General features: G+C 70.9%; 22 protein-coding genes and 1 pseudogene. 7 read left to right on the top strand and 16 right to left on the bottom strand.

The annotated features are described in order from the left end of the window. Positions 1–179: 179 nt before the first annotated feature. Positions 180–1433, top strand: coding sequence for a nucleotide sugar dehydrogenase (locus ACZ5WE_RS22570; protein WP_467691589.1), 1254 nt, complete (start codon positions 180–182; stop codon positions 1431–1433). A gap of 97 nt (positions 1434–1530) precedes the next feature. Here the strand turns inward: ACZ5WE_RS22570 and ACZ5WE_RS22565 are convergent, their stop codons facing one another. The 4 genes from ACZ5WE_RS22565 to ACZ5WE_RS22550 form a co-directional block, all read right to left on the bottom strand. Continuing rightward, a complete protein-coding gene (locus tag ACZ5WE_RS22565) occupies positions 1531–2655 on the bottom strand; it encodes a GuaB3 family IMP dehydrogenase-related protein (RefSeq protein ID WP_467691587.1) in 1125 nt (374 codons plus the stop codon). A 142-nt stretch (positions 2656–2797) separates the two neighbouring features. Continuing rightward, on the bottom strand, positions 2798–4306 hold the full coding sequence (guaB, locus tag ACZ5WE_RS22560) for an IMP dehydrogenase (RefSeq protein WP_467691585.1): 1509 nt from the start codon (positions 4304–4306) through the stop codon (positions 2798–2800). A 198-nt stretch (positions 4307–4504) separates the two neighbouring features. Continuing rightward, positions 4505–5080, bottom strand: a complete 576-nt coding sequence (locus tag ACZ5WE_RS22555) for a sigma-70 family RNA polymerase sigma factor (RefSeq protein WP_160506701.1) — start codon at positions 5078–5080, stop codon at positions 4505–4507. A gap of 266 nt (positions 5081–5346) precedes the next feature. Continuing rightward, positions 5347–5958, bottom strand: a complete 612-nt coding sequence (locus tag ACZ5WE_RS22550) for a response regulator transcription factor (RefSeq protein ID WP_003948568.1) — start codon at positions 5956–5958, stop codon at positions 5347–5349. Between the two features lie 390 nt (positions 5959–6348). On the opposite strand from ACZ5WE_RS22550, the gene ACZ5WE_RS22545 reads away from it, so the two are divergent. After that, entirely contained in the window at positions 6349–6717 is a 369-nt protein-coding gene (locus tag ACZ5WE_RS22545) for a WhiB family transcriptional regulator (protein WP_467691583.1), read from the top strand. A gap of 22 nt (positions 6718–6739) precedes the next feature. Here ACZ5WE_RS22545 and ACZ5WE_RS22540 read toward each other — a convergent pair whose 3' ends face one another. Further along, positions 6740–7636 (bottom strand): LysR family transcriptional regulator, encoded by an 897-nt coding sequence (locus ACZ5WE_RS22540; RefSeq protein WP_467691582.1) that lies wholly within the window; start codon positions 7634–7636, stop codon positions 6740–6742. 79 nt (positions 7637–7715) lie between these two features. Here ACZ5WE_RS22540 and ACZ5WE_RS22535 point away from each other — a divergent pair, with 79 nt between their 5' ends. Further along, on the top strand, positions 7716–8417 hold the full coding sequence (locus ACZ5WE_RS22535) for an MOSC domain-containing protein (protein ID WP_467691580.1): 702 nt from the start codon (positions 7716–7718) through the stop codon (positions 8415–8417). A gap of 113 nt (positions 8418–8530) precedes the next feature. Beyond that, on the top strand, positions 8531–9304 hold the full coding sequence (locus ACZ5WE_RS22530; protein WP_467691578.1) for an SDR family NAD(P)-dependent oxidoreductase: 774 nt from the start codon (positions 8531–8533) through the stop codon (positions 9302–9304). Between the two features lie 205 nt (positions 9305–9509). Here the strand turns inward: ACZ5WE_RS22530 and groL are convergent, their stop codons facing one another. The 3 genes from groL to ACZ5WE_RS22515 all read right to left on the bottom strand — a co-directional run bounded on the left by groL (position 9510) and on the right by ACZ5WE_RS22515 (position 13009). Next, positions 9510–11135, bottom strand: a complete 1626-nt coding sequence (groL, locus tag ACZ5WE_RS22525; protein ID WP_467691576.1) for a chaperonin GroEL — start codon at positions 11133–11135, stop codon at positions 9510–9512. A 120-nt stretch (positions 11136–11255) separates the two neighbouring features. Continuing rightward, entirely contained in the window at positions 11256–11564 is a 309-nt protein-coding gene (groES, locus tag ACZ5WE_RS22520; protein ID WP_006347174.1) for a co-chaperone GroES, read from the bottom strand. 485 nt (positions 11565–12049) lie between these two features. Next, on the bottom strand, positions 12050–13009 hold the full coding sequence (locus ACZ5WE_RS22515; protein WP_467691574.1) for a polysaccharide deacetylase family protein: 960 nt from the start codon (positions 13007–13009) through the stop codon (positions 12050–12052). Between the two features lie 82 nt (positions 13010–13091). On the opposite strand from ACZ5WE_RS22515, the gene ACZ5WE_RS22510 reads away from it, so the two are divergent. Next, a complete protein-coding gene (locus ACZ5WE_RS22510) occupies positions 13092–14318 on the top strand; it encodes a THUMP-like domain-containing protein (protein WP_467691572.1) in 1227 nt (408 codons plus the stop codon). A gap of 131 nt (positions 14319–14449) precedes the next feature. Here ACZ5WE_RS22510 and ACZ5WE_RS22505 read toward each other — a convergent pair whose 3' ends face one another. Continuing rightward, positions 14450–15949, bottom strand: coding sequence for an MFS transporter (locus ACZ5WE_RS22505; RefSeq protein WP_467691570.1), 1500 nt, complete (start codon positions 15947–15949; stop codon positions 14450–14452). Positions 15950–16020: 71 nt separating this feature from the next. Between ACZ5WE_RS22505 and ACZ5WE_RS22500 the strand changes: the two genes are divergently transcribed. Next, entirely contained in the window at positions 16021–16740 is a 720-nt protein-coding gene (locus ACZ5WE_RS22500) for a TetR/AcrR family transcriptional regulator (protein WP_467691568.1), read from the top strand. A 24-nt stretch (positions 16741–16764) separates the two neighbouring features. On the opposite strand, the gene ACZ5WE_RS22495 is transcribed toward ACZ5WE_RS22500, so the two are convergent. The 4 genes from ACZ5WE_RS22495 to tsaB are packed head-to-tail and all read right to left on the bottom strand — an operon-like array spanning position 16765 to position 19277. Further along, the gene (locus ACZ5WE_RS22495) at positions 16765–17022 is read right to left on the bottom strand and encodes a hypothetical protein (protein ID WP_467691566.1); all 258 of its coding nucleotides are present in this window, start codon (positions 17020–17022) and stop codon (positions 16765–16767) included. After that, a complete protein-coding gene (gene tsaD / locus ACZ5WE_RS22490) occupies positions 17019–18125 on the bottom strand; it encodes a tRNA (adenosine(37)-N6)-threonylcarbamoyltransferase complex transferase subunit TsaD (RefSeq protein WP_467691564.1) in 1107 nt (368 codons plus the stop codon). Before tsaD ends, ACZ5WE_RS22495 begins: the two co-directional genes overlap by 4 nt. Then, positions 18118–18591, bottom strand: coding sequence for a ribosomal protein S18-alanine N-acetyltransferase (gene rimI, locus ACZ5WE_RS22485; RefSeq protein ID WP_467691831.1), 474 nt, complete (start codon positions 18589–18591; stop codon positions 18118–18120). The genes tsaD and rimI overlap by 8 nt, the downstream gene beginning before the upstream one ends. Positions 18592–18620: 29 nt before the next feature. Further along, entirely contained in the window at positions 18621–19277 is a 657-nt protein-coding gene (gene tsaB / locus ACZ5WE_RS22480; RefSeq protein WP_467691562.1) for a tRNA (adenosine(37)-N6)-threonylcarbamoyltransferase complex dimerization subunit type 1 TsaB, read from the bottom strand. Between the two features lie 108 nt (positions 19278–19385). On the opposite strand from tsaB, the gene ACZ5WE_RS22475 reads away from it, so the two are divergent. Beyond that, positions 19386–19937: a hypothetical protein gene (locus tag ACZ5WE_RS22475; RefSeq protein WP_467691560.1), complete on the top strand. Its 552-nt coding sequence runs from the start codon at positions 19386–19388 to the stop codon at positions 19935–19937. 296 nt (positions 19938–20233) lie between these two features. On the opposite strand, the gene tsaE is transcribed toward ACZ5WE_RS22475, so the two are convergent. The 3 genes and pseudogenes from tsaE to alr all read right to left on the bottom strand — a co-directional run bounded on the left by tsaE (position 20234) and on the right by alr (position 23152). Further along, positions 20234–20746 carry a tRNA (adenosine(37)-N6)-threonylcarbamoyltransferase complex ATPase subunit type 1 TsaE gene (gene tsaE, locus ACZ5WE_RS22470; RefSeq protein ID WP_467691558.1) on the bottom strand — a complete coding sequence of 171 codons (513 nt, stop codon included), beginning with the start codon at positions 20744–20746 and terminating at the stop codon, positions 20234–20236. After that, positions 20724–21978 (bottom strand): annotated as a pseudogene (locus ACZ5WE_RS22465) (alpha/beta fold hydrolase); the annotation flags it as partial. The pseudogene ACZ5WE_RS22465 and the gene tsaE, both read right to left, overlap by 23 nt. Before the next feature lie 13 nt (positions 21979–21991). Beyond that, positions 21992–23152, bottom strand: a complete 1161-nt coding sequence (gene alr / locus ACZ5WE_RS22460) for an alanine racemase (RefSeq protein WP_467691556.1) — start codon at positions 23150–23152, stop codon at positions 21992–21994. Positions 23153–23919: the final 767 nt, after the last annotated feature.

The raw sequence follows: 23919 nt of genomic DNA, 5'->3' as shown, positions 1-23919 counted from the left end.
GTCCGCTGAGTTCGACCGCCGCCTGTGGACAACCCCGCGGCCAACACTCCGACGCCCGGCACAGCGCAATGCCGCATAACGGTCATATTTACTCCTAGTCTGACATTGCGCTGGTCCACCTTGTCCACAGGACTTGCGCGCTCGTCCCGCTCCGGCTATTGGGAGGACGGCCCACCGCCATGCCCGCAGATCTCGCCGTCATCGGTCTCGGCCACCTCGGCCTGCCCCTCGCCCAGGCCGCCGTCTCCGGCGGCATCGCCACCATCGGCTACGACCCCGCCCGCGCCGTCGACCTGGCGAGCGGCCGCCTGCCCTGCGACGGCGCCGAGGGAACCCTCACCGCCGCCGATGTCCGCCGGATGCTCTCGGGGGGCTTCCGGCCCACGACCGACCCGGCCGAGCTCGGCCGGGTCCGTACCGCGGTCATCTGTGCCCCCACTCCTCCGGCAGCCGACCGCAGCCTCGACCTGAGCCAGGTGGCCGACGCCGCCCGCGCCCTGGCCGCGCGCCTGCGCCCGCACACCACGGTCATCCTCGAGTCACCCGTTTACCCGGGAACCACGGAGGAATTCCTGCGCCCCATCCTCGAAGACGGATCGGGCCTGCGCGCGGGCCGCGACTTCCACCTCGCGCACTCGCCCGGCCGCCTCGACCCGGGCAACCGCACCCACGGTTACGCCGGCACCCCCAAGGTCATCGGCGGCCTCACCCCGGCCTGCACCGAATCGGCCGCCGCCTTCTACGGCCGCCTCACCGACAAGGTCGTACGCGCGCGTGGCCCGCGCGAGGCCGAGACCGTGCACCTCCTGGAGACCAACTACCGGCACGTGAACATGGCCCTGGTCAATGAGATGGCCGTGCTCTGCCACGACCTGAGCATCGACCTGTGGGACGTCATCCGCTGCGCGGAGACCAAGCCCTTCGGCTTCCAGGCCTTCCGGCCGGGCCCCGGCGTCGGCGGCCACGGGGTCGCCCTGGACATCCCCGGCCCCGGCCGCGGCGCACGCCCCCTGCGCATGGTCGAACTGGCCCAGCAGGTCAACGACCGCATGCCCCGGTACGTGATCCAGCGCTCGGCGACCCTGCTCAACGAACACGGCAAGTCCGCCCGCGGCGCCCGCGTCCTGCTCCTCGGCGTCACCTACAAGCCCGACCTCGCCGATCAGCAGGGCTCCCCCGCCCAGGAGGTCGCGACCCGCCTGATGGAGATGGGCGCCGCCGTCAGCTACCACGACCCCTACGTCCCCAGCTGGAGCGTGCTCGGCCACCCCGTGCCCCGCGCGGACTCCCTCTACGATGCCGCCGCCGACGCCGACCTCACGATCCTGCTCCAGCACCACCGCACGTACGACCTGCAGGGCCTCGCCGTGAAGGCACAGCTCCTGCTCGACACCCGCGGCGCGACCCCGGCGGGCGCGGCCCACCGCCTGTAGCCGGGCACGCGCGCGTGGGGCTCCCCGCACGCATGTGGGGCCCGGACGCGTCAGCGTCCGGGCCCCACATCGATCACACGCTCCGCTCAGCGCGGCGTCACCGCTTGTGCTGCGAGTCCGCGACCGTCACCTCGACGCGCTGGAACTCCTTGAGCTCGCTGTAGCCCGTCGTCGCCATCGCCCGGCGCAGCGCCCCGAAGAAGTTCATCGAGCCGTCCGGGATGTGCGAGGGACCCGAGAGGATCTCCTCCGTCGTGCCGACCACGCCGAGGTCGACCCGCTTGCCGCGCGGCACGTCCTCGTGGACGGCCTCCATGCCCCAGTGGTGGCCCTTGCCGGGCGCGTCCGTGGCACGAGCCAGCGGGGAGCCGATCATCACCGAGTCGGCGCCGCAGGCGATGGCCTTGGGCAGATCGCCGGACCAGCCCACGCCACCGTCCGCGATGACGTGCACGTACCGGCCGCCGGACTCGTCCATGTAGTCACGGCGTGCGGCCGCGACGTCCGCGACGGCGGTGGCCATCGGCACCTGGATGCCCAGGACGTTGCGCGTGGTGTGCGCGGCGCCGCCGCCGAAGCCGACGAGGACACCGGCCGCGCCGGTGCGCATCAGGTGCAGCGCGGCGGTGTACGTGGCGCAGCCACCGACGATCACCGGCACGTCGAGCTCGTAGATGAACTGCTTGAGGTTGAGCGGCTCGGCGGCGCCGGAGACGTGCTCGGCGGAGACGGTCGTCCCGCGGATGACGAAGATGTCGACACCGGCGTCCACGACGGCCTTGGAGAACTCCGCGGTGCGCTGCGGGGAGAGCGCGGCGGCGGTGACCACGCCCGAGTCGCGCACCTCCTTGATGCGCTGCTTGATCAGATCGGCCTGGATCGGAGCGGCGTAGATCTCCTGGAGGCGCCGGGTGGCGTTGTCGGTGTCGAGCTCCGCGATCTCGTCGAGCAGCGGCTGCGGGTCCTCGTACCGCGTCCACAGGCCCTCGAGGTTCAGTACGCCCAGTCCACCCAGCTCACCGATGCGGATCGCGGTCTGCGGCGAGACGACCGAGTCCATCGGCGCCGCCAGGAAGGGCAGCTCGAAGCGGTAGGCGTCGATCTGCCAGGCGATCGAGACCTCCTTCGGGTCGCGGGTACGACGGCTCGGTACGACGGCGATGTCGTCGAAGGCGTACGCCCGGCGGCCGCGCTTGCCGCGCCCGATCTCGATCTCAGTCACGTGGGTGGCCCTTCAGCTTTCTTCGGTACTTCGCACTTCTTCGGCACTTCGGCACTCGGTCTGCCGCTCCAGTATCCCCGACGCGCGCAAAGGGGGCGGCCCGGGGAATCCGGACCGCCCACCACGCGCGCGTGGAGCGCCGTCAGCGCTTGTTCGTGTAGTTGGGCGCTTCGACCGTCATCTGGATGTCGTGCGGGTGGCTCTCCTTGAGGCCCGCCGATGTGATCCGTACGAAACGGCCGTTCCGCTGGAGCTCCGGCACCGTCTGGCCGCCTACGTAGAACATCGACTGGCGCAGACCGCCGACCAGCTGGTGCACGACCGAGGAGAGCGGGCCGCGGTAGGGCACCTGGCCCTCGATGCCCTCGGGCACCAGCTTCTCGTCGGAGGCGACGCCCTCCTGGAAGTACCGGTCCTTGGAGAAGGACTTGCGGTCGCCGCGCGTCTGCATCGCGCCCAGCGAGCCCATGCCGCGGTACGACTTGAACTGCTTGCCGTTGATGAACATCAGCTCGCCCGGGGACTCCTCGCAGCCCGCGAGCAGCGAGCCCAGCATGACCGTGTCCGCGCCGGCGACGAGCGCCTTGGCGATGTCGCCCGAGTACTGCAGGCCGCCGTCGCCGATGACCGGGACACCGGCCTCCTTGGCGGCGAGCGACGCTTCGTAGATGGCCGTCACCTGCGGTACGCCGATGCCGGCGACGACACGCGTCGTACAGATGGAGCCGGGTCCGACGCCGACCTTGATGCCGTCGACACCGGCGTCGATGAGGGACTTGGCGCCGTCACGCGTGGCGATGTTGCCGCCGATGACGTCCACGCCCGAGGCATTGGACTTGATCTTGGCGACCATGTCGCCGACCAGACGGGAGTGGCCGTGCGCGGTGTCGACGACGATGAAGTCGACGCCCGCCTCGATCAGGGCCTGGGCGCGCTCGAAGGAGTCGCCCGCGACACCGACGGCGGCGCCCACCAGGAGGCGGCCTTCGCTGTCCTTGGCGGCGCCGGGGTACTTCTCGGCCTTGACGAAGTCCTTGACCGTGATGAGGCCCTTGAGGACACCGCTGTCGTCGACGAGCGGAAGCTTCTCGATCTTGTGGCGGCGCAGCAGCTCCATGGCGTCGACGCCGGAGATGCCGACCTTGCCGGTGACCAGCGGCATCGGCGTCATGACCTCGCGCACCTGGCGCGTGCGGTCCGACTCGAAGGCCATGTCGCGGTTGGTGACGATGCCGAGCAGCTTGCCCGCCGGGTCGGTCACCGGGACGCCGCTGATGCGGAACTTGGCGCAGATCGCGTCGGCCTCGCCGAGCGTCGCGTCCGGGTGCACCGTGATCGGGTCGGTGACCATGCCGGACTCGGAGCGCTTCACGAGGTCGACCTGGTTGGCCTGGTCCGCGATGGAGAGGTTGCGGTGCAGCACGCCGACGCCGCCCTGTCGCGCCATGGCGATCGCCATGCGGGACTCGGTGACCTTGTCCATCGCCGCGGAGAGCAGCGGGACGTTCACGCGCACGTTCTTCGAGATGAGCGAGGAAGTGTCGATCTGGTCCGGCGCCATGTCCGACGCGCCGGGCAGCAGCAGCACGTCGTCGTAGGTCAGCCCGAGTGTCGCGAATTTCTCGGGCACTCCGTCGACGTTTGCAGTCATGACACCTTCCCCAAATGGCCTTGATCGGTGCGGATGTCCATGCTAACGGGAACAGAGGGTGTCTCATTCCACGATCAAGATCATCGACCAGGTTCGTACGTTCATACGGCATGCAAAGCCGTCGAAGTCCGCCGTCGACCGGTACCGAACCCCGCTGCTCGGCCGATGCCCGCACCTGCTGTTCGGCCGATGCCCGATCTACTGCTCGGCCAGTGCCCGCAACCGACTCAACGCGCGATGCTGCGCGACCCGCACAGCGCCCGGTGACATGCCCAGCATCTGCCCGGTCTCCTCGGCCGTGAGCCCGACCGCGATCCTCAGGAGCAGCAGCTCGCGCTGGTTCTCCGGAAGGTTCGCCATGAGCTTCTTGGCCCACTCGGCGTCGCTGCTGAGCAGCGCGCGCTCCTCGGGACCGAGGGAGTCGTCGGGCCGCTCCGGCATCTCGTCCGACGGCACCGCCGTGGACCCGGGATGGCGCATCGCCGCGCGCTGCAGATCGGCGACCTTGTGCGCGGCGATCGCGAAGACGAAGGCTTCGAAGGGGCGGCCCGTGTCCTTGTAGCGCGGCAGCGCCAGAAGGACCGCGACACACACTTCCTGCGCCAGGTCCTCCACGAAGTGCCGGGCGTCGCCCGGCAGTCGGGAGAGTCTGGTGCGGCAGTACCGCAGCGCCAGGGGGTGCACATGAGCCAGCAGATCGTGCGTCGCCTGCTCGTCACCCTCGACCGCGCGAAGGACGAGGGCACCGATCACCGTCGTCCTGTCATCGCGCATCGGTCCATGGTGCCTTGGCGCTGATTGATCCGTGGCACCACGTCCGTAGTTGTGCACCGAAGCGTTATGAGCAGGTGCGCCGGAACTCATCTCGTGCGCCCTCCCCTCCCGCTCGACCGACCTGTCCCCGAGGAACTCCACATCTCAAGGATGCGGCATCGGCGGCGAAGCAACGGCAACCGCTCCCGCGAGAGGGAGCGACGGGCGTCCGTCACCCCACCCGCCACACGGCGGGCGGGGATCGCCGTGCCCGCACGGCGGCACACCTATCGGACCAGGCCCCAGCGGAAACCGAGCGCCACGGCGTGCGCGCGGTCCGAGGCGCCGAGCTTCTTGAACAGCCGCCGGGCGTGGGTCTTGACCGTGTCCTCGGAGAGAAAAAGCTCACGTCCGATCTCGGCGTTCGACCGGCCGTGGCTCATGCCCTCGAGCACCTGGATCTCACGCGCGGTGAGTGTGGGCGCCGCGCCCATCTCGGCCGAACGCAGTCTGCGCGGAGCCAGTCGCCACGTAGGGTCGGCGAGCGCCTGCGTGACGGTCGCGCGCAGTTCGGCGCGCGAGGCGTCCTTGTGGAGATAGCCGCGGGCACCGGCGGCGACCGCGAGTGCGACCCCGTCCAGGTCCTCGGCCACGGTGAGCATGATGATGCGCGCACCGGGGTCGGCGGACAGCAGCCGCCGGACCGTCTCCACGCCGCCCAGACCGGGCATGCGTACGTCCATCAAAATCAGGTCCGAGCGGTCGGCGCCCCAGCGGCGGAGGACTTCCTCGCCGTTGGCCGCTGTCGTCACGCGCTCGACGCCGGGCACGGTCGCGACCGCGCGGCGGAGCGCCTCTCGGGCGAGCGGGGAGTCGTCGCAGACGAGGACGGATGTCATGACTGTCCTCCGCGGCTCTCACAGCTGCTGCGCGTCACCTTGAGCCTCCAGGCTGGTACTTATTCGTCACCTGTGCGGTTGACGCTCTCGGACATCTGCCCGAGCGCTTGTTCTTTCAACCGCCTCCGCACTCTCAACGACGGTCACCCGAAAGAGTTACGGGGCGGTGGGCCTCCTTCGGCACTCTACGTGAGGGCGCGGACACGGAGCAGGCGGCGCAAGAGACCCTCAACGTTTCATCACAACCCATGCCCCATTTAGCCCTCTTCCTTCCCTTTTGCTGGTGTCTGTGGCTAGATTTTCCAATGAGTCATATTTTCATCTCCTTAGACAGTAGATGTACGGTCGTGGGCACCGTATCCGCGCAGAACGGCTACCAGGAGACAAGCAATGGCAGATTTCTCCCGCCTTCCCGGACCGAACGCAGATCTCTGGGACTGGCAGCTCCTCGCGGCCTGCCGCGGGGTCGACAGCTCGCTCTTCTTCCACCCCGAGGGCGAGCGGGGCGCGGCACGCAGCGCGCGTGAGAACTCCGCCAAGGAGGTCTGCATGAGGTGCCCGGTACGCGCGGAGTGCGCTGCTCACGCCCTCGCGGTACGGGAGCCGTACGGCGTGTGGGGCGGTCTTACCGAGGACGAGCGCGAGGAGCTCATGGGCCGGGCCCGCAACCGCCTCGTCACGACGTCCGCACCCACGGCCTCGGCCTCGACCTCGGCCGCGTCCAGGGCATCAAGCGGCGGCATGATCACGCACACCTGAAGGAACGTTTCTTCGAAGGCGCTCAGCGCTCCGCGGCGCGCGCGAGGTGGTCCAGCGTGGCCGCCACCGCCGGCACCTGCGCCAGATCCGGCAGGGTGAGCGCGACGATCTCGCGCTGGACGGCAGGCTCCACCGTCACTGTGCGTGCACCTTTGGGGCGTACGGATTCGATGGCGAGCTCGGGCAGCACCGCGACCCCGAGGCCCGCGCCGACCAGGCCGATCACCGCCGGATAGTCGTCGGTCGCGAAATCGATGCGGGGCACGAACCCCGCCCCTTCGCAGACCTCGACCAGCTGCCGGCGACAGCGCGGGCAGCCCGCGATCCACGACTCGTCGGCCAGCTCTCCGATCGCGACCGCATCCGCCTTGGCGAGCCGGTGCCCCTCCGGCACGAGACCGACGAGCCGGTCGGCGAGAAGGGGGCGCACCACCAGGTCGTCCCACTCCTCGGCGGCGGACGCGCCGTCGTAGCGGAAGGCAAGCGCCACATCGCAGTCGCCCTCGCGCAGCATCTCGACCGAGCGCGGCGGTTCGGCGTCCACGAGCGAGACCCGGGTGCCGGGGTGCGCCGCGCGCAGGGCGGCCAGGGCGCTCGGCACCAGCGTCGAGCTGCCGCTGGGGAAGGAGACGAGGCGGACGCGGCCTGCCCGCAGGCCGGCGATCGCGGCGACCTCCTCCTCGGCGGCCGTCAGCCCCGCCAGGATCCCGGCAGCATGCCGGACCAGGGCCTCGCCCGCCTGCGTCAGGCGCATCTCACGCCCTGTGCGGATCAGCAGTGTCGTGCCCGCGGAGGCTTCGAGCGCCTTCATCTGCTGACTGACGGCCGGCTGGGTGCAGCCGAGCTCGCGCGCCGCGGCGGAGAAGGAGCCGGTGGCGGCGACCGCACGCAGGACACGGAGATGGCGGGCCTCGATCATGACTCGAGCATAAGCGACGCTTGGGTGAAGTGCCCAATAATGCGTCGAGGCTTTGAGCGTACTCGCCTAGCCTTCCGCCATGAAGCTTCTCTCCGTGAATCTGGGCCGGTACAAAGCCGTGGAGTACACCGACGCGCCCTCGGGTGGAACCGGCATCGACAAGCAGCCCGCCGATGGGGCCGTACGGGTGGCGGCTCCCGGCGCGAAGGGGGCCGCCGGAAGCGGGGTGGCCGGGGACGAGGTCTGCGACCTGCGGCACCACGGCGGCGACGACCAGGCGGTGTACGCCTACGCGCGCGAGGACCTCGACGCATGGGAACGGCTGCTCGGCCGCCCGCTGCCCCACGGCTCCTTCGGCGAGAACCTCACGACGTCCGGGCTCGACGTGAGCGGAGCGAAGATCGGCGAGCGCTGGCGCGTCGGCCCCGATCTGCTCCTCGAGGTGACGTCGGGCCGCATCCCCTGCCAGACCTTCCAGGGCCACCTCGGCGCGACGCAGTGGGTCAGGCGTTTCACCCAACAGGGCGCTCCCGGCGCCTATCTGCGGGTGATCGAGCCGGGCGAGATCCGCGGCGGGGACGCGCTGGAGATCGCGCACCGGCCGGCGCACGACGTCACCGTCGCCCTCCAGTTCAGGGCGGTCACGACGGAGAGGCATCTGCTGCCGAGCCTGCTCGCCGCCGGGGACGCGCTCCATTCCGAGGTGATCGAAACGGCTCGGACGTACGCGGAGAAGCACGCGGAGAAGGACGCGCAGGAACAGGGATCGCAGGCGTCGTAACTGGCCGTCGGGCCCTGCGACTTGGGCCGGGGCCGCCGTGAAAACCGAAGCACAGCAGGCCGGGAGGCCGTCCGGGCGACGCAGGGGGCATCGGATCTCACTAGCCTTGGTCCATGACTACGGCTCTGATTACGGGATCGACCGCCGGTATCGGCGCGGCCTTCGCCCGGCGGCTCGCCGGTGACGGCCACAACCTGGTCCTTGTGGCACGGGACACCGAGCGGCTGCGGGAACAGGCGACCGAACTGCACGACCGGCACGGCATCGAGGCGGAGGTGCTCACCGCGGACCTCGCGACCGACGACGGGATCACCGCCGTCGAGAAGCGGCTCGCGGACCGCAGGAATCCGGTCGACCTCCTTGTGAACAACGCCGGGTTCGGCAACAAGGGCCGGTACTTGGAGGTGTCGATCGAGGACGAGCTGACGATGCTCAAGGTGCACTGCGAGGCGGTGCTCCGGCTGACGTCGGCGGCGACGGAGTCGATGCGGGAGCGGGGCCGTGGTGGCGTCGTCAACGTCGCTTCGGTGGCGGCGTTCGTGCCGCGCGGGACGTATGGCGCGTCGAAGGCGTGGGTCGTGCAGTTCACGCAGGGGGCGGCGAAGGATCTGGCCGGCTCCGGGGTGCGGCTGATGGCCCTGTGCCCCGGATTCGTACGCACCGAGTTCCACGAGCGCGCCGGAATGGGGACGTCCAACATCCCCAAGTGGATGTGGCTCGACGCGGACAAGCTGGTCGCGGCCGGTCTTGCCGACCTGGCGCGCGGCAAGTCCCTGTCCATCCCGGACCCGCGCTACAAGGCGCTGATGGGCGTGGTGAAGGTGACGCCGAGGGCGCTGCTGGGGGGCGTGACATCCCGTACGGGCAGGAAGTACGGCCCGCAGTAGCGATACGTAGAGACACAAGGAGCGCCCCGTAAGGGGCGCGGGGAACTGCGCGAGGACGGACGCCGATCCGCGGTCGGCAACGGCCCGCGACCCGGAAGACGCGCACCCGAAAGGACGGGAAGACGCGCACCCGAAAAGGACCGAGGCCCGGCTTCCCTCGCGGGGAAGCCGGGCCTCGGTCACCGTTCAAGCCGAGCGCAGCGGGTCAGTGCGAGTGACCGTGCCCGCCGTGACCGGCATCGGCCTCTTCCTCGGCCGGCTTCTCGACGACCAGGGTCTCGGTCGTCAGGAGCAGCGAGGCGATGGAAGCGGCGTTCTCCAGCGCGGAGCGCGTCACCTTGACCGGGTCGATGACGCCGGCCTTGACCAGGTCGCCGTACTCGCCGGTCGCGGCGTTGAAGCCGAAGTTCTTGTCGAGCTCGGCGACCTTCGAGGTGATGACGTAGCCCTCGAGGCCGGCGTTCTCGGCGATCCAGCGCAGCGGCTCGACGGCGGCGCGGCGGACGACGGCGACACCGGTGGCCTCGTCGCCCTCCTTGCCGAGGTTGCCCTCGAGGACCTTGACGGCGTGCACCAGAGCGGAGCCACCACCGGAGACGATGCCCTCCTCGACCGCGGCGCGGGTCGCGGAGATGGCGTCCTCCAGACGGTGCTTCTTCTCCTTGAGCTCGACCTCGGTCGCGGCGCCGACCTTGATCACGCAGACGCCACCGGCGAGCTTCGCCAGGCGCTCCTGCAGCTTCTCGCGGTCCCAGTCCGAGTCCGTGGACTCGATCTCGGCCTTGATCTGGTTGACGCGGCCCGCGACCTCGGAGGCGTCGCCGCCGCCGTCGACCACGGTGGTGTCGTCCTTGGTGATGGTCACGCGGCGGGCGGTGCCGAGCACGTCGAGACCGACCTGGTCGAGCTTGAGGCCGACCTCTTCGGCGATGACGGTGCCGCCGGTGAGGGTGGCGAGGTCACCGAGCATGGCCTTGCGACGGTCACCGAAGCCGGGGGCCTTCACCGCGACGGCGTTGAAGGTGCCGCGGATCTTGTTCACGACCAGGGTCGACAGGGCCTCGCCCTCGACGTCCTCGGCGATGATCAGGAGCGGCTTCGAGGCGTTGGTCTGGATGACCTTCTCGAGCAGCGGGAGCAGGTCCTGGATCGAGGAGATCTTGCCCTGGTGGATCAGGATGTACGGGTCGTCGAGGACGGCCTCCATACGCTCCTGGTCGGACACCATGTACGGGGACAGGTAGCCCTTGTCGAAGGCCATGCCCTCGGTGAAGTCCAGCTCCAGACCGAAGGTGTTGGACTCCTCGACGGTGATGACACCGTCCTTGCCGACCTTGTCCATCGCCTCGGCGATGAGCTCGCCGACCTGCGGGTCCTGGGCGGAGAGACCGGCGACGGCCGCGATGTCGGCCTTGTCGTCGATCGGGCGCGCGGTCGCGAGGAGCTCCTCGGACACGGCCTTGACGGCGGCGTCGATGCCCTTCTTCAGGGCGGCCGGGGAGGCGCCGGCGGCTACGTTGCGCAGGCCTTCCTTGACCAGGGCCTGGGCGAGCACGGTCGCGGTGGTGGTGCCGTCACCCGCGATGTCGTTGGTCTTGGTCGCCACCTCCTTGACGAGCTGCGCGCCGAGGTTCTCGTACGGGTCCTCGACCTCGACCTCACGGGCGATGGTGACGCCGTCGTTGGTGATGGTGGGGGCGCCGAACTTCTTGTCGATGACGACGTTGCGGCCGCGGGGGCCGATCGTCACCTTGACCGTGTCGGCAAGCTTGTTGACGCCGCGCTCGAGGGCGCGACGGGCGTCCTCGTCGAACTTCAGGATCTTCGCCATGGGAGCGGTTCAGCCCTCTCGAAAACTCGGGTTTAACGAACTGCGCCCCTCGCCGCCCGGCAATCAGCAGCGGGGTGACCAGGGGCGCAACTCAAAAGCAAAACTGGTGAAGCGGGTGAATTACTTCTCGACGATCGCGAGCACGTCGCGAGCCGAGAGGACGAGGTACTCGTCGCCGTTGTACTTCACCTCGGTGCCGCCGTACTTGCTGTACAGCACGACATCGCCGACCTTCACGTCGAGCGGCAGGCGCTCGCCGTTCTCGAAGCGGCCCGGGCCCACGGCGAGGACAGCACCCTCCTGGGGCTTCTCCTTCGCGGTGTCCGGGATGACCAGGCCGGAGGCCGTGGTCTGCTCGGCGTCGAGCGGCTGGACCACAATGCGGTCCTCGAGCGGCTTAATGGCAACCTTGGAGCTGGCGGTCGTCACGATCCGGTCTCCCCCTTCGGAGATCTACGGGGTTAACAGTCTGGGGTGGCGACCAGGTGGATCCGTCGTCGCGGGTGCCGGACCTGCCCGTCGCTGTTGGCACTCTCCAGTGGTGAGTGCCAAGCCCGAGACTAGGACGACGATTAGCACTCGGTCAAGCGGACTGCTAATTCGCTGACGCGGGTCTTATCCGGACGGACTGCTCCGCGGGGGCTCGGACGCGGCCCGGCGCCCCTCGGGGCACCGTTCCCCGGGAGTGGGCGGCTGCGTCTCCGTAGCCGTGTGCCGCCCGGTTCTCGGCGCCCCCGCAGGTGGGGCACAGCTGGGCGAGGCCCCGGGTTTCCTCGGCGGGACCTTCTCCGCCGCCTTCCTCCCCAGCCTCTCGATCGGGTCCACCGACTGTGCGCACCCCGTGAGCAGTGCGGGCGCGAGCACGCCTGCCGCGAGCGCGCCGACGAGGAACCGCCGCGCCCGCGCCCGCCCGGTCACAGGTAGTCCTCCAGCCTGGCCACCGCGTACCCCTTGTCGGTGACCGTCTTCATGACCTTGCGGACCATGTCGGGCATCGTGCCCTTCCAGTCCTCACGCCCCCTGAAGTGCGTGAGGATGATGTCGCCGGGGTGCAGGTCCCGGTCCCACTCGCGCCAGTCCATACGGTTGGGGAACGCTTCGGACGCCCACAGCGGGACGGCCTTGATGCCGCAGGACTTGGCGGCGCGCAGCGAGTCCGCGTTGTAGTTGCCGTACGGCGGCCGGAAGAGCTCGGGGCGTTTGCCGTACCGCTTGTGGATGACGTCCTGCATGCCGCAGATCTCGCGCCGCTGCTGCTTGTACGAGAGTCCCGGCAGGTAGGGGTGGTTCAGGGTGTGGTTGTTGAGCGCGACCCCGCGGGACTGCATCTTCTTGAAGTAGCCGTAGTCCTCCTTGACCAGATAGTCGCTGAGGAACGCGGTGTACGGGATCTGCAGTTCGCTCATCATCTTGAGCAGCGCCGGGTCCTTCTCGGCGCCGTCGTCGATGGTCAGGAAGACGATCTTCTTCTTGGTCGGGATGGTCGTGAAGACCGGGGGCAGACTCGCCTGCCCCTTCACCTCGAACCCCTTGCGGGTGGTGATCTCCGGCTTCCTGGCCGGGGCCGGCGGCGCGGCAAGCGGGGGCTTGGCCAGGCCCCAGCGTTTCGCGGCGGCGGCGCGGGCGACCTGGGTGACGCGGAGTTTGTGGGCGTAGGAGTCGAGGGCGCGGGCGGGCGGCGCGTCCAGGCGCTGCTGACCGGGGGCGGGGTTCGCCCCGCCGTCGTCGCCCGAGGCGCAGCCGGAGACGATCGCGGCGGCGGTCAGCACGGCGGCCCCGGCCCGCACCCGGCCTCTCGCCCGGCCCCGGGTCGCGCCCCGCCCTCTGCCCTTCCATCTCGCCCTGAATTTGTCGTTTTGTCGTACTAGTTGCATGGCGCCGGATCTTTGCAGCTCACGTCCCCGCCGCTCGGCCGACACTGCCGCCGGGCGCGCACCATCCACCGACTGGCCCACAATGGGCCGGGTGAACGACCTCGACCCCGCTTCGACCGCCCTGGCCTCCTTCTCCGCGCTGCTCACCCCCGAGGGCCGGTCCCTGCTCGATCTCGACGAGGTGCGGGAGGCCGACCCGGCCCGGGAGCTGGCCGTCGCCACCCGCCTGCGCCGCGAGCACCCGGCGGAACTGGTCACGGCGGTGCTCGCGCAGGCGCGGCTGCGCAGGCGGGCGGTGGCGAAGTTCGGCGCGAAGGACGCGGGGCGGATGTTCTTCACGCCGAACGGCGTCGAGCAGGCGACCCGTACGAGCGTGGCCGTGCACCGCGCCGAGAGCTTCAAGGCCCTCGGCGTACGCACCCTGGCCGACCTCTGCTGCGGCATCGGCGGCGACGCGATCGCCCTCGCCCGCGCCGGGATCGCCGTGCTCGCCGTCGACCGCGACCCGCTGACCTGCGCGGTGGCGCGCGCGAACGCGGACGCCCTTGGGCTCGCGGACCTCATCGAGGTGCGCGAGGCCGATGTCACCGCGGTCGACACCTCCACGTACGACGCGGTCTTCGTGGACCCGGCGCGGCGCGGCGGGCGGGGCCGCATCTTCGACCCCGAGGCCTACTCCCCGCCCCTCTCCTGGGCGATCGAGGCCGCCCGCAAGGCCCCGCACGCGGCACTGAAGATCGCTCCCGGCATTCCGCACGAGGCGGTGCCCGCCGATGCCGCGGCGGAGTGGATCTCGGACGGCGGGGACGTGAAGGAGGCCGTGCTGTGGTTCGGCACGGACACCCCGTCCTCGCACCGCGCCACGCTACTGCCCTCGGGCGCCCTCCTGTGGTCCTCGCTCGACGCGATGCTGCCGGACCCGGAGGTCCGACCGGTGGGGCGCTATCTGTACGAGCCGGACGGCGCCGTCATCCGCGCGCATCTGGTGGCGGAGGTGGCCGCGCGGGTGGAGGGCGGCCTGATCGACGAGACGATCGCGTACGTCACCTCCGACTCGCTGCACGCGACGCCGTACGCGGCTGTGTACGAGATCACCGATCAACTTCCCTTCGGCGTGAAGAAGTTGAAGGCGGTGCTGCGGGAGCGGGAGGTCGGCATCCTGACGGTGAAGAAGCGGGGGTCGGCGATGGAGCCCGAGGAACTGCGACGCAAGGTGAAGCCGCGGGGCAAGAACTCGGCGACCGTTTTCCTTACGCGGGTGGCGGGGGCGCCGGCGATGCTGATCGGGCGGCCGGTGGCGGGGAGCTGACTTCCTCTTCGCTCGCCCATCTCGGGGCTGGGGCCGCCCTCGGGGGAGTTCTTCTCGTCGACACGGATCATCGTCAGAAAGCGCGGCACGGTGATCTCCCATCGGGTGGTGGCGGGGCTTCTCCTCGCCTCTCACCCATGCGTCGAACGGGAGACGCCCGGATCGGCATCGTGGCCCAGGTTCTTCGAGGAATCTTCTTGGGCATACGTTTGCGCAGGTGGCAGCCGCGCGGGGCCGCGATGCAGCACCGCTGTGGCCACGGCTGCCGCCACGAGCAGCGCCGCGGCGACCCCGAACGCCGTCGCGTACCCGTCCGCGAGCACCCCCGGCCCCCGGCCGCTCCCCGTGGCCCCCGTGACGCCCGACGCCACCGTCACCAGCACCGCGAGCCCCAGCGAACCGCCCAGCTGCCGCGAGCTGTTGAGCAGCCCCGAAGCCATGCCGGTCTCCTCGGCTGCGACACCGGACGTCGCCGCGGTGCCCAGCGGCACGAAGCACATGCCGATGCCGACGCTCGCCACCAGGGAGGGCCCCGCGACGGACCACAGGAAGGTGCCCTCGGGCCCGACCGTGAGCGCGAACCACACGAACCCCGCCGCTCCCAGGAGCCCCCCGGTCACCAGCAGCGCCCGCTCCCCGAGCCGTCCCACCTTCCGCGCCGAGATCACTGACCCGGCGACGACACCCGCGCAGAACGGCAGGAACGCCGCCCCCGCCCGCGTCGACCCGTACGAAAGGACCTCCTGCAGATAGAGCGAGGTGAAGTAGAAGGCGGCGAACTGCCCGGACGACATCAGGAGCGCGAACGCGTTCGCGGAGAGCACGGGACGGTTCCTGAGCAGGCCGAGCCTGAGCAGCGGCTCCCGTCGGCGGGACTCGACGGCGGCGAAGGCGGCGAGCAGCACGACGGCCGCGCCGAGGGTGCCCAGGGTCGCGGCCGACCCCCAGGCGTGCGTCTCCGTACGGACGAGGCCGAGGACGAGCACCGCCATGCCGGCCGTGACCAGGAGCGCCCCCGCCACGTCGAGGCGCGGAGCGGGCCCGGTGCGCCGGTCGGCGGGCACGCCGCGCCGCGACAGGAGCAGTGCGCCGAGCACCACCGGGACGTTGATCAGCATCACGGAGCGCCAGCCCGCCAAGTCCGTGAGCAGCCCGCCCGCCATCACCCCGACAGCGCCACCGAGCGCGCCCGCCGCGCCCCAGAGCCCGAGCGCCCGTGAACGCGCGGGTCCTGCCGCGTAGTTGACGGTGATCAGGGCGAGCGCGACGGGTGCGAGGGCAGCCGCACCCGCGCCCTGGACGGCCCGCGCGGCGACGAGCTGCCCCGGCGTCTGCGCGAGACCGCCCACCAGACTCGCGAGGCCGAAGACCGCGAACCCGGCGACCAGCGTGCGTCGCCGCCCGGCCAGGTCGGCGAGGCGCCCGCCCAGCATGAGGAGGCCGCCGAAGGCGAGCGCGTAGGCGTTGACGACCCAGAGCAGCGAATCGGCACCGAAGCCGAGGTCGTAGCCGATGTCGGGCAGCGCGATGTTCACGACGGACATGTCGAGGGAGACCAGGAACTGCACGGTCAGCAGCACGGGCAGCAGCCAACGGGTCCCTGGAGGCTTCGAGTCAACGGGGTTCACCATGCCCACGAACTTTACTATACGTGTAAAGAAAATGCCGCGGTGTGCGTCATCCATGCGGCGCGGCAGCGACAATGAGCCGCGTGGAAGCAGAGAAGCCAGCGTCGGCACCGGCGCCAGAAGCGGCGAAGCCGGTCGAGAAGAAGAAGCGGGGGCGGCCAAGCCGTATCGACCTCGACACGATCGTCGGCATCGCGCGCCGCATCCTCCAGGAGGAGGGCGTGGCCGCCCTGAGCATGCGCCGGGTCGCCAAGGAGGTCGGCACGACGCCGATGGCGCTCTACCACCACGTACGCGACAAGGACGAGCTCCTGATGCTCACCCTGTCCGGCACGGCCGACTCGGTCCCGCGCCCGGAGCTCCCCGACGACCCGCGCGACCGACTGCTCGCGGTCTCCCTGCACATGCACGGCACGCTGGCGCGGATGCCCTGGGTGGTCGAGGTCCTGAGCCTCGGCGACCTCACCGACAAGGGCGCCCTGTGGATGGTCGAGGAGATCATCGCCGACTGCGTCGCCTGCGGCCTGACCCCGCCCGAGGCCGTCTCCGCCTACCGCACGATCTGGCACTGCGTCTACGGCGACCTGGTCTTCCGCCACGCGATGACCCGCCGCGCCGAGGAACCGGACCGCGGGCGCCACTTCCCCGGCATGCTCACGGACGCGGACGCCGATGAACTCCCCCACCTGACCGCGCTCGCCGACCGCTGGCTGGAACTGACAGCGGACTACGACATGTCCGCGCAGCTGGGAACGGTCATCGACGGCCTCCTGGGGCGGGCGCGACGCCCCTGACCCACCCCGGGCCGCTGTGGGGCGTCAGCCGAGGCCGACCGACTCGAAACGCCACCGGTGCACCGCCCGCGTCACCAACTCCGGCGCGGGCTCCGGGAGTTCGGGGAGGTCGGCGTCGTACGCGGCGTCCCACCAGGTCAGGACGAGGACCCGGTCCTGCGGGGCGTGGAAGCTCTCCCGGCGGACCGGTTCGGCGTCCAGGACCTGGGCCCGCGCCCACGCGAGCAGTTCATCGCCCCGCCCGTCGACGGCGCGGGCCTCCCACATCAGCGCGACGGTCACGAGTACAGGTTCTCCTTGCTGACCTCGTGCACGTGGTCGTGCGCGTGGGTGTGCCCCGGGACATGCGGCTCGGTCACCGGGAGCGAGGAGTCGGCCGACAGGGCCCAGTCGGATGCCGACCGGTTCCGGGCCACCATCTCCGCGCCGAGTGCGGCCACCATCGCGCCGTTGTCGGTGCACAGCTTCGGCCGCGGCACCCGCAGCCGGATCCCTGCCGCCTCGCAGCGCTCCTGCGCCAGCGCGCGCAGCCGCGTGTTGGCGGCCACGCCGCCGCCGATCATCAGGTGGTCCACGCCCTCGTCCTTGCAGGCCCGCACCGCCTTGCGGGTCAGCACGTCGACGACCGCCTCCTGGAAGGACGCCGACACATCACGGACGGGCACCTCCTCGCCCGCGGCCCGCTTGGCCTCGATCCAGCGCGCCACGGACGTCTTCAGACCGGAGAAGGAGAAGTCGTACGCGGCGTCGCGCGGCCCGGTGAGGCCGCGCGGGAAGGCGATCGCCTGCGGGTCGCCCTCCTTCGCGTACCGGTCGATGACGGGTCCGCCGGGAAAGCCCAGGTTCAGCACCCGCGCGATCTTGTCGAAGGCCTCGCCCGCCGCGTCGTCGATCGTCGCGCCCAGGGGACGCACGTCCGAGGTGATGTCGGTGGAGAGCAACAGCGAGGAGTGGCCGCCGGAGACGAGCAGCGCCATCGTCGGCTCGGGCAGCGTGCCGTGCTCCAGCTGGTCGACACAGATGTGCGAGGCCAGGTGGTTCACGCCGTAGAGCGGCTTGCCGAGCGCGTACGCGTACGCCTTGGCCGCCGAGACGCCCACCAGCAGAGCGCCCGCGAGACCGGGCCCGGCCGTCACCGCGATGCCGTCCAGATCCTTGGCGCTCACGCCCGCTTCCTTCAGGGCGCGATCGATGGTCGGCACCATTGCCTCCAGGTGCGCCCGCGAGGCGACCTCGGGCACGACACCGCCGAAACGCGCGTGCTCGTCGACGCTGGACGCGATGGCGTCGGCGAGCAGGGTGGTGCCGCGGACGATGCCGACGCCGGTCTCGTCGCAGGAGGTCTCGATGCCGAGAACGAGAGGTTGGTCGCGCGAGTCAGCCATGGATGTCGGTTCCTTGTACGGAAGTTGATGGGTCGGTCAGACGCATGACGAGGGCGTCCACGTTGCCCGGCTGGTAGTAGCCGCGCCTGAAGCCGATGGGCTCGAAGCCGAAACGCTCGTACAGCTTCTGCGCCCGCGTGTTGTCGACCCGCACCTCGAGCATGACCTCGGCGCACTCGAAGGCGCTCGCCGCGCTCAGCAGATCGGTCAGGAGCCGGGAGCCGAGCCCCGTGCCCCAGTGGCTCGGGGCCACCGCGATGGTCTGTACGTCGGCCTGGTCGCCGGCCGAGGCGAGCCCCGCGTACCCGACGAGCCGGTCCCCGTCCATGGCGACCACATAGCGGCGGGTGGCCAGCGGCCCGCGCGCGTGGGAGAGCTCGGACCAGAACATGCCGCGCGACCAGGCGTCGTCCGGGAAGAGTTCCTTCTCAAGGACGAAGACGGGCTCGATGTCCCACCAGCGCATCTCGCGCAGGACGACTGTCGTCACGGATGTCACTTGGGGGTGACCACCTTGTAGTTCTTGGGGACCTGCGCGTCAGGGCGCCGCAGATACAGCGGCCTGGGGGCCAACAGCTCCTCGCCCGCGGCCAGCTTCCGCGCGGCGAGGGAGGCGAGCGAGGCCGCCGAGACGTGCTCGGGGGCGCGGGCGTCCGGGAAGGTCTCGGGGTAGAGCACCGCGCCGGCGCCGACGGCGGGCAGGCCCGCCACCTCGTCCGCGATGTCCGCGGGGCGGTCCACGGCGGGGTCGGTGAGGCGGGTGCGCGGGTCCGCGTACCGCGCCCAGTAGACCTCCTTGCGCCGCGCGTCCGTGGCGACGACGAAGGGGCCGCCCTCGACGCCGGACTCGTACGCGAGGCCGTCGAGCGTGCACACGCCGTGCACCGGCACGCCGAGCGCGAGGCCGAACGTGTCGGCGGTCATCAGGCCGACACGCAGGCCGGTGTAGGGGCCGGGGCCCACGCCGACGACGATGCCGGTCACGGCGTCGAGTCCGAGCCCCGCCTCGGCGAGCACGCGGTCGACGGCGGGCAGCAGCAGCTCGCCGTGGCGGCGGGCGTCCACCTGGCTGGAGGCTGCGACGACGGACGAGCCGTCGTGCAGCGCGACGGTGACGGCGGGGGTGGCGGTATCCAGAGCGAGCAAGAGCACGCGAATAGCCTACGGCTCCGACGCCCGGAGCACGGCCGACCCGGGATGCCGCACACCTGCTGCTAACGTCACCCCGTAGCCGTACGGAGTACGAAGAGGGTGGCGCAGGTGTCCAGGAGCAGCTCGGGATTCGTGGCCGGGCTCACGGCCGCCGCACTCGCCGGCGTCGGCTTCCTCGCTTACCAGGCCTCGGCCAGCGCGCCGGACACCCTGGGCAGGAAGCCGGACTCGTCCCCTTCCGCGCCGGTCCCCCGCTCCCCCAAGGACAAGGCCGACCCGACCGTGGTCCCGGCACAGTCCGGCACGGGCGAGCGGGTCGTCTACTCGGTGGGCGAGGACCGCGTGTGGCTGGTCGGCGGCTCCAACAAGGCGCAGCGCACCTTCAAGGTCACGCCGAGCACGGTGGACCCGGTCCCCGGCACGTACGCCGTCACCTCACGCTCGGGCACCGTCACCGGAACGGACGGTGTGGCGATCGAGCACGTCGTGCGTTTCGCGAGCGTGGAGGGGATCGCGATCGGCTTCAGCGCGGCGGTGGACGGCTCGACGCCGAAGCCCGACCCGTCGAAGAAGACCGGCGGCATCCGCGAGTCCCGCAAGGACGGCAACGCGATGTGGGAGTTCGCGACGATCAGCAAGAAGGTCGTCGTCGTTCCGTAGGCGCCTCGCCCCGGGGCGCCGGATCGCGCGGCGGCGTGGAGACCGCGGTCGCGGCCGCGCAGGAAGCCAGCAGATCGCGCATGGAAATCCCCGATGGCACCGGCAGCCCGTGCGGCCGGGGCTGTGCGTCACGTTCTGAAGCCGACATGGATGCCTCCTGGGCTCCGGGGGCAGACGTGGTTAGGTAGACCTAACCAGTACCGGCATCCATGTCACCACGCGCGACGCACGCCGCGCAACATCTTCCCGACGCCCTGTCGGAAAGTCAGGGCGAAAAGACGGTGAAAAGGCGCGGATCAGGCCGAAAGCAGCGTGAGGTCGGCCTGCGCCCACCGCGCCCCGACCCCGGTCAGCGTCACTTCACGCACCTCGTCCACCGTGTCGCCGACGGCCCGGTCGATGACGACGCGCAGCCGGTCGTCGGAGAGCTCCTCGACCTTGCCGTCGCCCCACTCGACGACGATCACCGATTCGGGCAGCGAGACGTCGAGGTCGAGGTCCTCCATCTCGTCGAGACCGCCGCCCAGGCGGTACGCGTCCACGTGCACCAGGGGCGGCCCCTCGGAGAGGGACGGATGCACGCGGGCGATGACGAAGGTCGGCGACGTGACGGCGCCGCGCACGCCGAGGCCCTCGCCCAGGCCGCGGGTCAGTGTCGTCTTGCCTGCGCCGAGCTCGCCGGTGAGCATCACGAGGTCACCGGGGCGCAGCAGCTTGGCCAGGCGGCGGCCCAGGTCGCCCATCTGCTCGGGGGAGGTGACGGTGATGCCGAGGGTGTTCACGGGGGCCGGGTTGTGCGGTGCTTCCATGCCCACCCACGTTAGCCGCTGGACGTCCGCGCGTCGGCCGCCGTCGGCAGAGCTCCCGTACGGGCGAGGAGGTCCGCGAGGCGGTCCGTGACGACCTCGGGGTGTTCCAGCATGACCAGGTGCCCGGCGTCGGCGACGAGGACGAGCTCGGCGTCCGGGAGCAGATCGGCGATGGCCTCACTGTGCTCGCTGGGCGTCACCAGGTCCTTGTCCCCCGCGAGGACGAGCACCGGCAGCTCGGCGAGGTGCTTGAGCGCCTCCGTCTTGTCGTGCTCGGCGAACGCCGGATAGAACTCCGCGACCACGTCGATGGGCGTCGACTCGATCATCCGCTCCGCGAACCGCGAGATCGCCGGGTCCACGTCCTTCGACGAGAACGAGTAGCGCTTGATGATGCCGGCGAAGAGGTCCGCGGTGGCCCGCCGGCCCTTCTCCACGAGATCGGCCTGCGATCCGAGCGCCTTCAGGACGCCCGGAAGCACGCGCCGCACGGCATTCATCCCGGCGACAGGAAGACCGAAGTTGACCGAGCCGAGCCGACCGGACGACGTACCGACGAGGGCGACGCCGACGACCCGCTCACGGATCAGCTCCGGGAAGTGGTCGGCGAGGGCCATCGTCGTCATGCCGCCCATGGAGTGCCCGACGAGGACCAGCGGCCCCTCGGGAGCCGCCGCGTCGATGACGGCCTTCAGGTCACGCCCCAACTGGTCGATGGAGACCGGCGTCCGGTCCCTCAGCTGCGCCGCACCGCGCCCCGAACGGCCGTGGCTGCGCTGGTCCCAGTACACACAGCGCACGACGCCGCGCAGCGCCGCCCGCTGGAAGTGCCAGGAGTCCTGGCTCAGGCAGTAGCCATGGCTGAAGACGACGGTGACGGGAGCCGGGGTCTTGCGCCCGAAGAGCCTGCGGCGGCGCGGTGCCCGCGCGCTCTCTGCCTCGTCCTTGTCGATCTCGTCGACCTCGTACGAGAGCTCCGTGCCGTCGTCGGCGTACGCCACGCCGGGCATGCCGCGCAGCGAGCCGTACGGCCCCGACGCGTCGAGTGCGAGCCGCGCCTTCTTGCGCATCCCGCGGCCGACGGTCAGCCGCTCGATGGCGACACCGGCCGCGGCGCCCGCCGCGACGACACCTATCGCGGCACCGGCGAAGCCGGCCCTGCGCCAGTTACCGGCCGCCGCCGCGACTTCCGTCACCGCGTCCGCGGCCGCCCCCGTGCTGGTCTCGCTCACGTGCCGCTCCTCCTCAGACGCCGTCCGCTGCTCGCCGCTCGTTCACATAGACGCGCGGAACGCGCGATCCGATGCGGGTGACGATTTCGTACGCGATGGTGCCCGCCGCCTGTGCCCAGTCCTCGGCGGTCGGCTCGCCCCGGTCGCCGGGACCGAACAGGACGGCTTCGGAGCCCACGGCCGGCTCGTCGCCGCCGAGGTCGACCACGAACTGGTCCATGGCGATGCGCCCCGCGACTGTCCGCAACTTCCCGCCGACGAGTACGGGTCCGGTGCCGGACGCGTGGCGCGGGATCCCGTCCCCGTACCCGACCGGGACGAGTCCGAGAGTCGTCTCGCCGAGTGTGACGTAGTGATGCCCGTAACTCACGCCGTGACCCCCCGGGGCATGCTTCACCAGGGCGAGCGATGCGCTGAGCCGCATGACGGGCCGCAGCCCGAACTCCTCCGACGTGCCGACCTCGGGGCTCGGCGAGATCCCGTACATCGCGATCCCGGGACGTACGAGATCGAAGTGGGTCTCCGGAAGGGTGAGCGTGCCGGGCGAGTTGGCGATGTGCCGCACCTCGGGGCGGATGCCGCGCCCCTCTGCGGCCCCGACCATCTCGCGGAACAGGGAGAGTTGGGCCGCGATGGACGGATGGCCCGGCTCGTCGGCGCACGCGAAGTGCGACCAGAGGCCCGTGACGCGCACCAGGCCCTCGGCCTCGGCCTGCAGCGCCTGCGAGACGAGTTCGGGCCAGTCGGCGGGCATGCAGCCGCCCCGCCCGAGCCCGGTGTCGGCCTTCAACTGAATACGCGCCGTACGCCCCACGGACCGCGCGGCGGCGGAGACTTCACGCAGCGCCCAGAGCGCGCTCACCGACATGTCGAGGTCGGCCTCGACTCCCTCGCGCCAGGGCCCGCCCGGAGTCCACAGCCAGCACATGAGGCGCCCCTGGATCCCGGCGGCGCGCAGCGCGAGGGCCTCTTCGGGGGTCGCGGTGCCCACCCAGGTGGCGCCCGCCTCGACGGCGGCGCGGGCGCAGGGCACCATCCCGTGGCCGTACGCGTCCGCCTTCACGACGGCCATGAAGGCGGCTGCTGGGGCGTGGGCGCGCAGAGTCCGCACGTTGGCCCTGAGGGCGGCCAGGTCGATCTCGGCGCGGGCACGCAAAGGTGCGGTCTCAGTCATAACGCCGACCAGTGTCTCAGAGGCCCGCCTCTGACAACCTCCCAGCCGCGGGGCTGCACCGCGGGGCTACGCCCACACCCTCCAGCAACCTCCACCCGAACAAGCCTTTCCCCACCCATCCGCCCGATCACCCCGCAGCCACTCCGCCCCGAACGAGCTTTCCCACCCACCTACCCGATTGCCCCGCGGTTGCGGGGGGGGGGACAGCCCGACAGCTAGGGCGGACATAGCAAGTGGGGGGGGCAGCGGGCAGCCCGGCATAGAGGGGGCGGACGTAGCGGCGGGGTGGGACAGTGCCACGCACCCGCAGTCGGGAGCACTCGGGAGGGGACGTGCCGGTATGTCCGCCCGGAGCACGGCTCGCGACGCTCCCTCGCCGAAGTACCAAGGCGGCCACCGGACGATAGCGAGGACGGACATACCGGCACGGCCCCGCACCCACAGACGAAGCAGCACCGCAGCAACGCCCGACGACCCGCAGCCGGCAGCCAGACGCGAGGGGACGTGCCGGTATGTCCGCCCGGAGCACGGCTCGCGAAGACTCCCCCGGCGAAGCACCCAAACGCCCACCGGACGATAGCGAGGACGGACATACCGGCACGGCCCCGCACCCACAGACGAAGCAGCACCGCAGCAACGCCCGACGGCCCGCAGCCGGCAACGCGCGCGAGGGGACGTGCCGGTATGTCCGCCCGGAGCACGGCTCGCGACGCTCCCTCGCCGAAGTACCAAGGCGGCCACCGGACGATAGCGAGGACGGACATACC

The organism is Streptomyces sp. NPDC033180 (genome assembly GCF_055577645.1).
Note: the sequence above shows the minus strand (reverse complement) of the source record. Positions and strands in the feature narration are given on the sequence as shown.

What these genes read in the sequence shown, in the direction of transcription:
- ACZ5WE_RS22555 (WP_160506701.1), bottom strand. Translation starts at nt 5,080, where the DNA reads ATGCGCGATGACAGGACGACGGTGATCGGTGCCCTCGTCCTTCGCGCG.
- ACZ5WE_RS22510 (WP_467691572.1), top strand. Translation starts at nt 13,092, where the DNA reads ATGGGCCGGGTGAACGACCTCGACCCCGCTTCGACCGCCCTGGCCTCC.
- ACZ5WE_RS22505 (WP_467691570.1), bottom strand. Translation starts at nt 15,949, where the DNA reads ATGGTGAACCCCGTTGACTCGAAGCCTCCAGGGACCCGTTGGCTGCTG.
- ACZ5WE_RS22550 (WP_003948568.1), bottom strand. Translation starts at nt 5,958, where the DNA reads ATGACATCCGTCCTCGTCTGCGACGACTCCCCGCTCGCCCGAGAGGCG.
- ACZ5WE_RS22535 (WP_467691580.1), top strand. Translation starts at nt 7,716, where the DNA reads ATGAAGCTTCTCTCCGTGAATCTGGGCCGGTACAAAGCCGTGGAGTAC.
- alr (WP_467691556.1), bottom strand. Translation starts at nt 23,152, where the DNA reads ATGACTGAGACCGCACCTTTGCGTGCCCGCGCCGAGATCGACCTGGCC.
- ACZ5WE_RS22545 (WP_467691583.1), top strand. Translation starts at nt 6,349, where the DNA reads ATGGCAGATTTCTCCCGCCTTCCCGGACCGAACGCAGATCTCTGGGAC.
- tsaE (WP_467691558.1), bottom strand. Translation starts at nt 20,746, where the DNA reads ATGGAAGCACCGCACAACCCGGCCCCCGTGAACACCCTCGGCATCACC.
- guaB (WP_467691585.1), bottom strand. Translation starts at nt 4,306, where the DNA reads ATGACTGCAAACGTCGACGGAGTGCCCGAGAAATTCGCGACACTCGGG.
- ACZ5WE_RS22570 (WP_467691589.1), top strand. Translation starts at nt 180, where the DNA reads ATGCCCGCAGATCTCGCCGTCATCGGTCTCGGCCACCTCGGCCTGCCC.
- groL (WP_467691576.1), bottom strand. Translation starts at nt 11,135, where the DNA reads ATGGCGAAGATCCTGAAGTTCGACGAGGACGCCCGTCGCGCCCTCGAG.
- tsaD (WP_467691564.1), bottom strand. Translation starts at nt 18,125, where the DNA reads ATGGCTGACTCGCGCGACCAACCTCTCGTTCTCGGCATCGAGACCTCC.
- ACZ5WE_RS22500 (WP_467691568.1), top strand. Translation starts at nt 16,021, where the DNA reads ATGAGCCGCGTGGAAGCAGAGAAGCCAGCGTCGGCACCGGCGCCAGAA.
- rimI (WP_467691831.1), bottom strand. Translation starts at nt 18,591, where the DNA reads ATGCGCTGGTGGGACATCGAGCCCGTCTTCGTCCTTGAGAAGGAACTC.
- ACZ5WE_RS22530 (WP_467691578.1), top strand. Translation starts at nt 8,531, where the DNA reads ATGACTACGGCTCTGATTACGGGATCGACCGCCGGTATCGGCGCGGCC.
- ACZ5WE_RS22540 (WP_467691582.1), bottom strand. Translation starts at nt 7,636, where the DNA reads ATGATCGAGGCCCGCCATCTCCGTGTCCTGCGTGCGGTCGCCGCCACC.
- ACZ5WE_RS22515 (WP_467691574.1), bottom strand. Translation starts at nt 13,009, where the DNA reads ATGCAACTAGTACGACAAAACGACAAATTCAGGGCGAGATGGAAGGGC.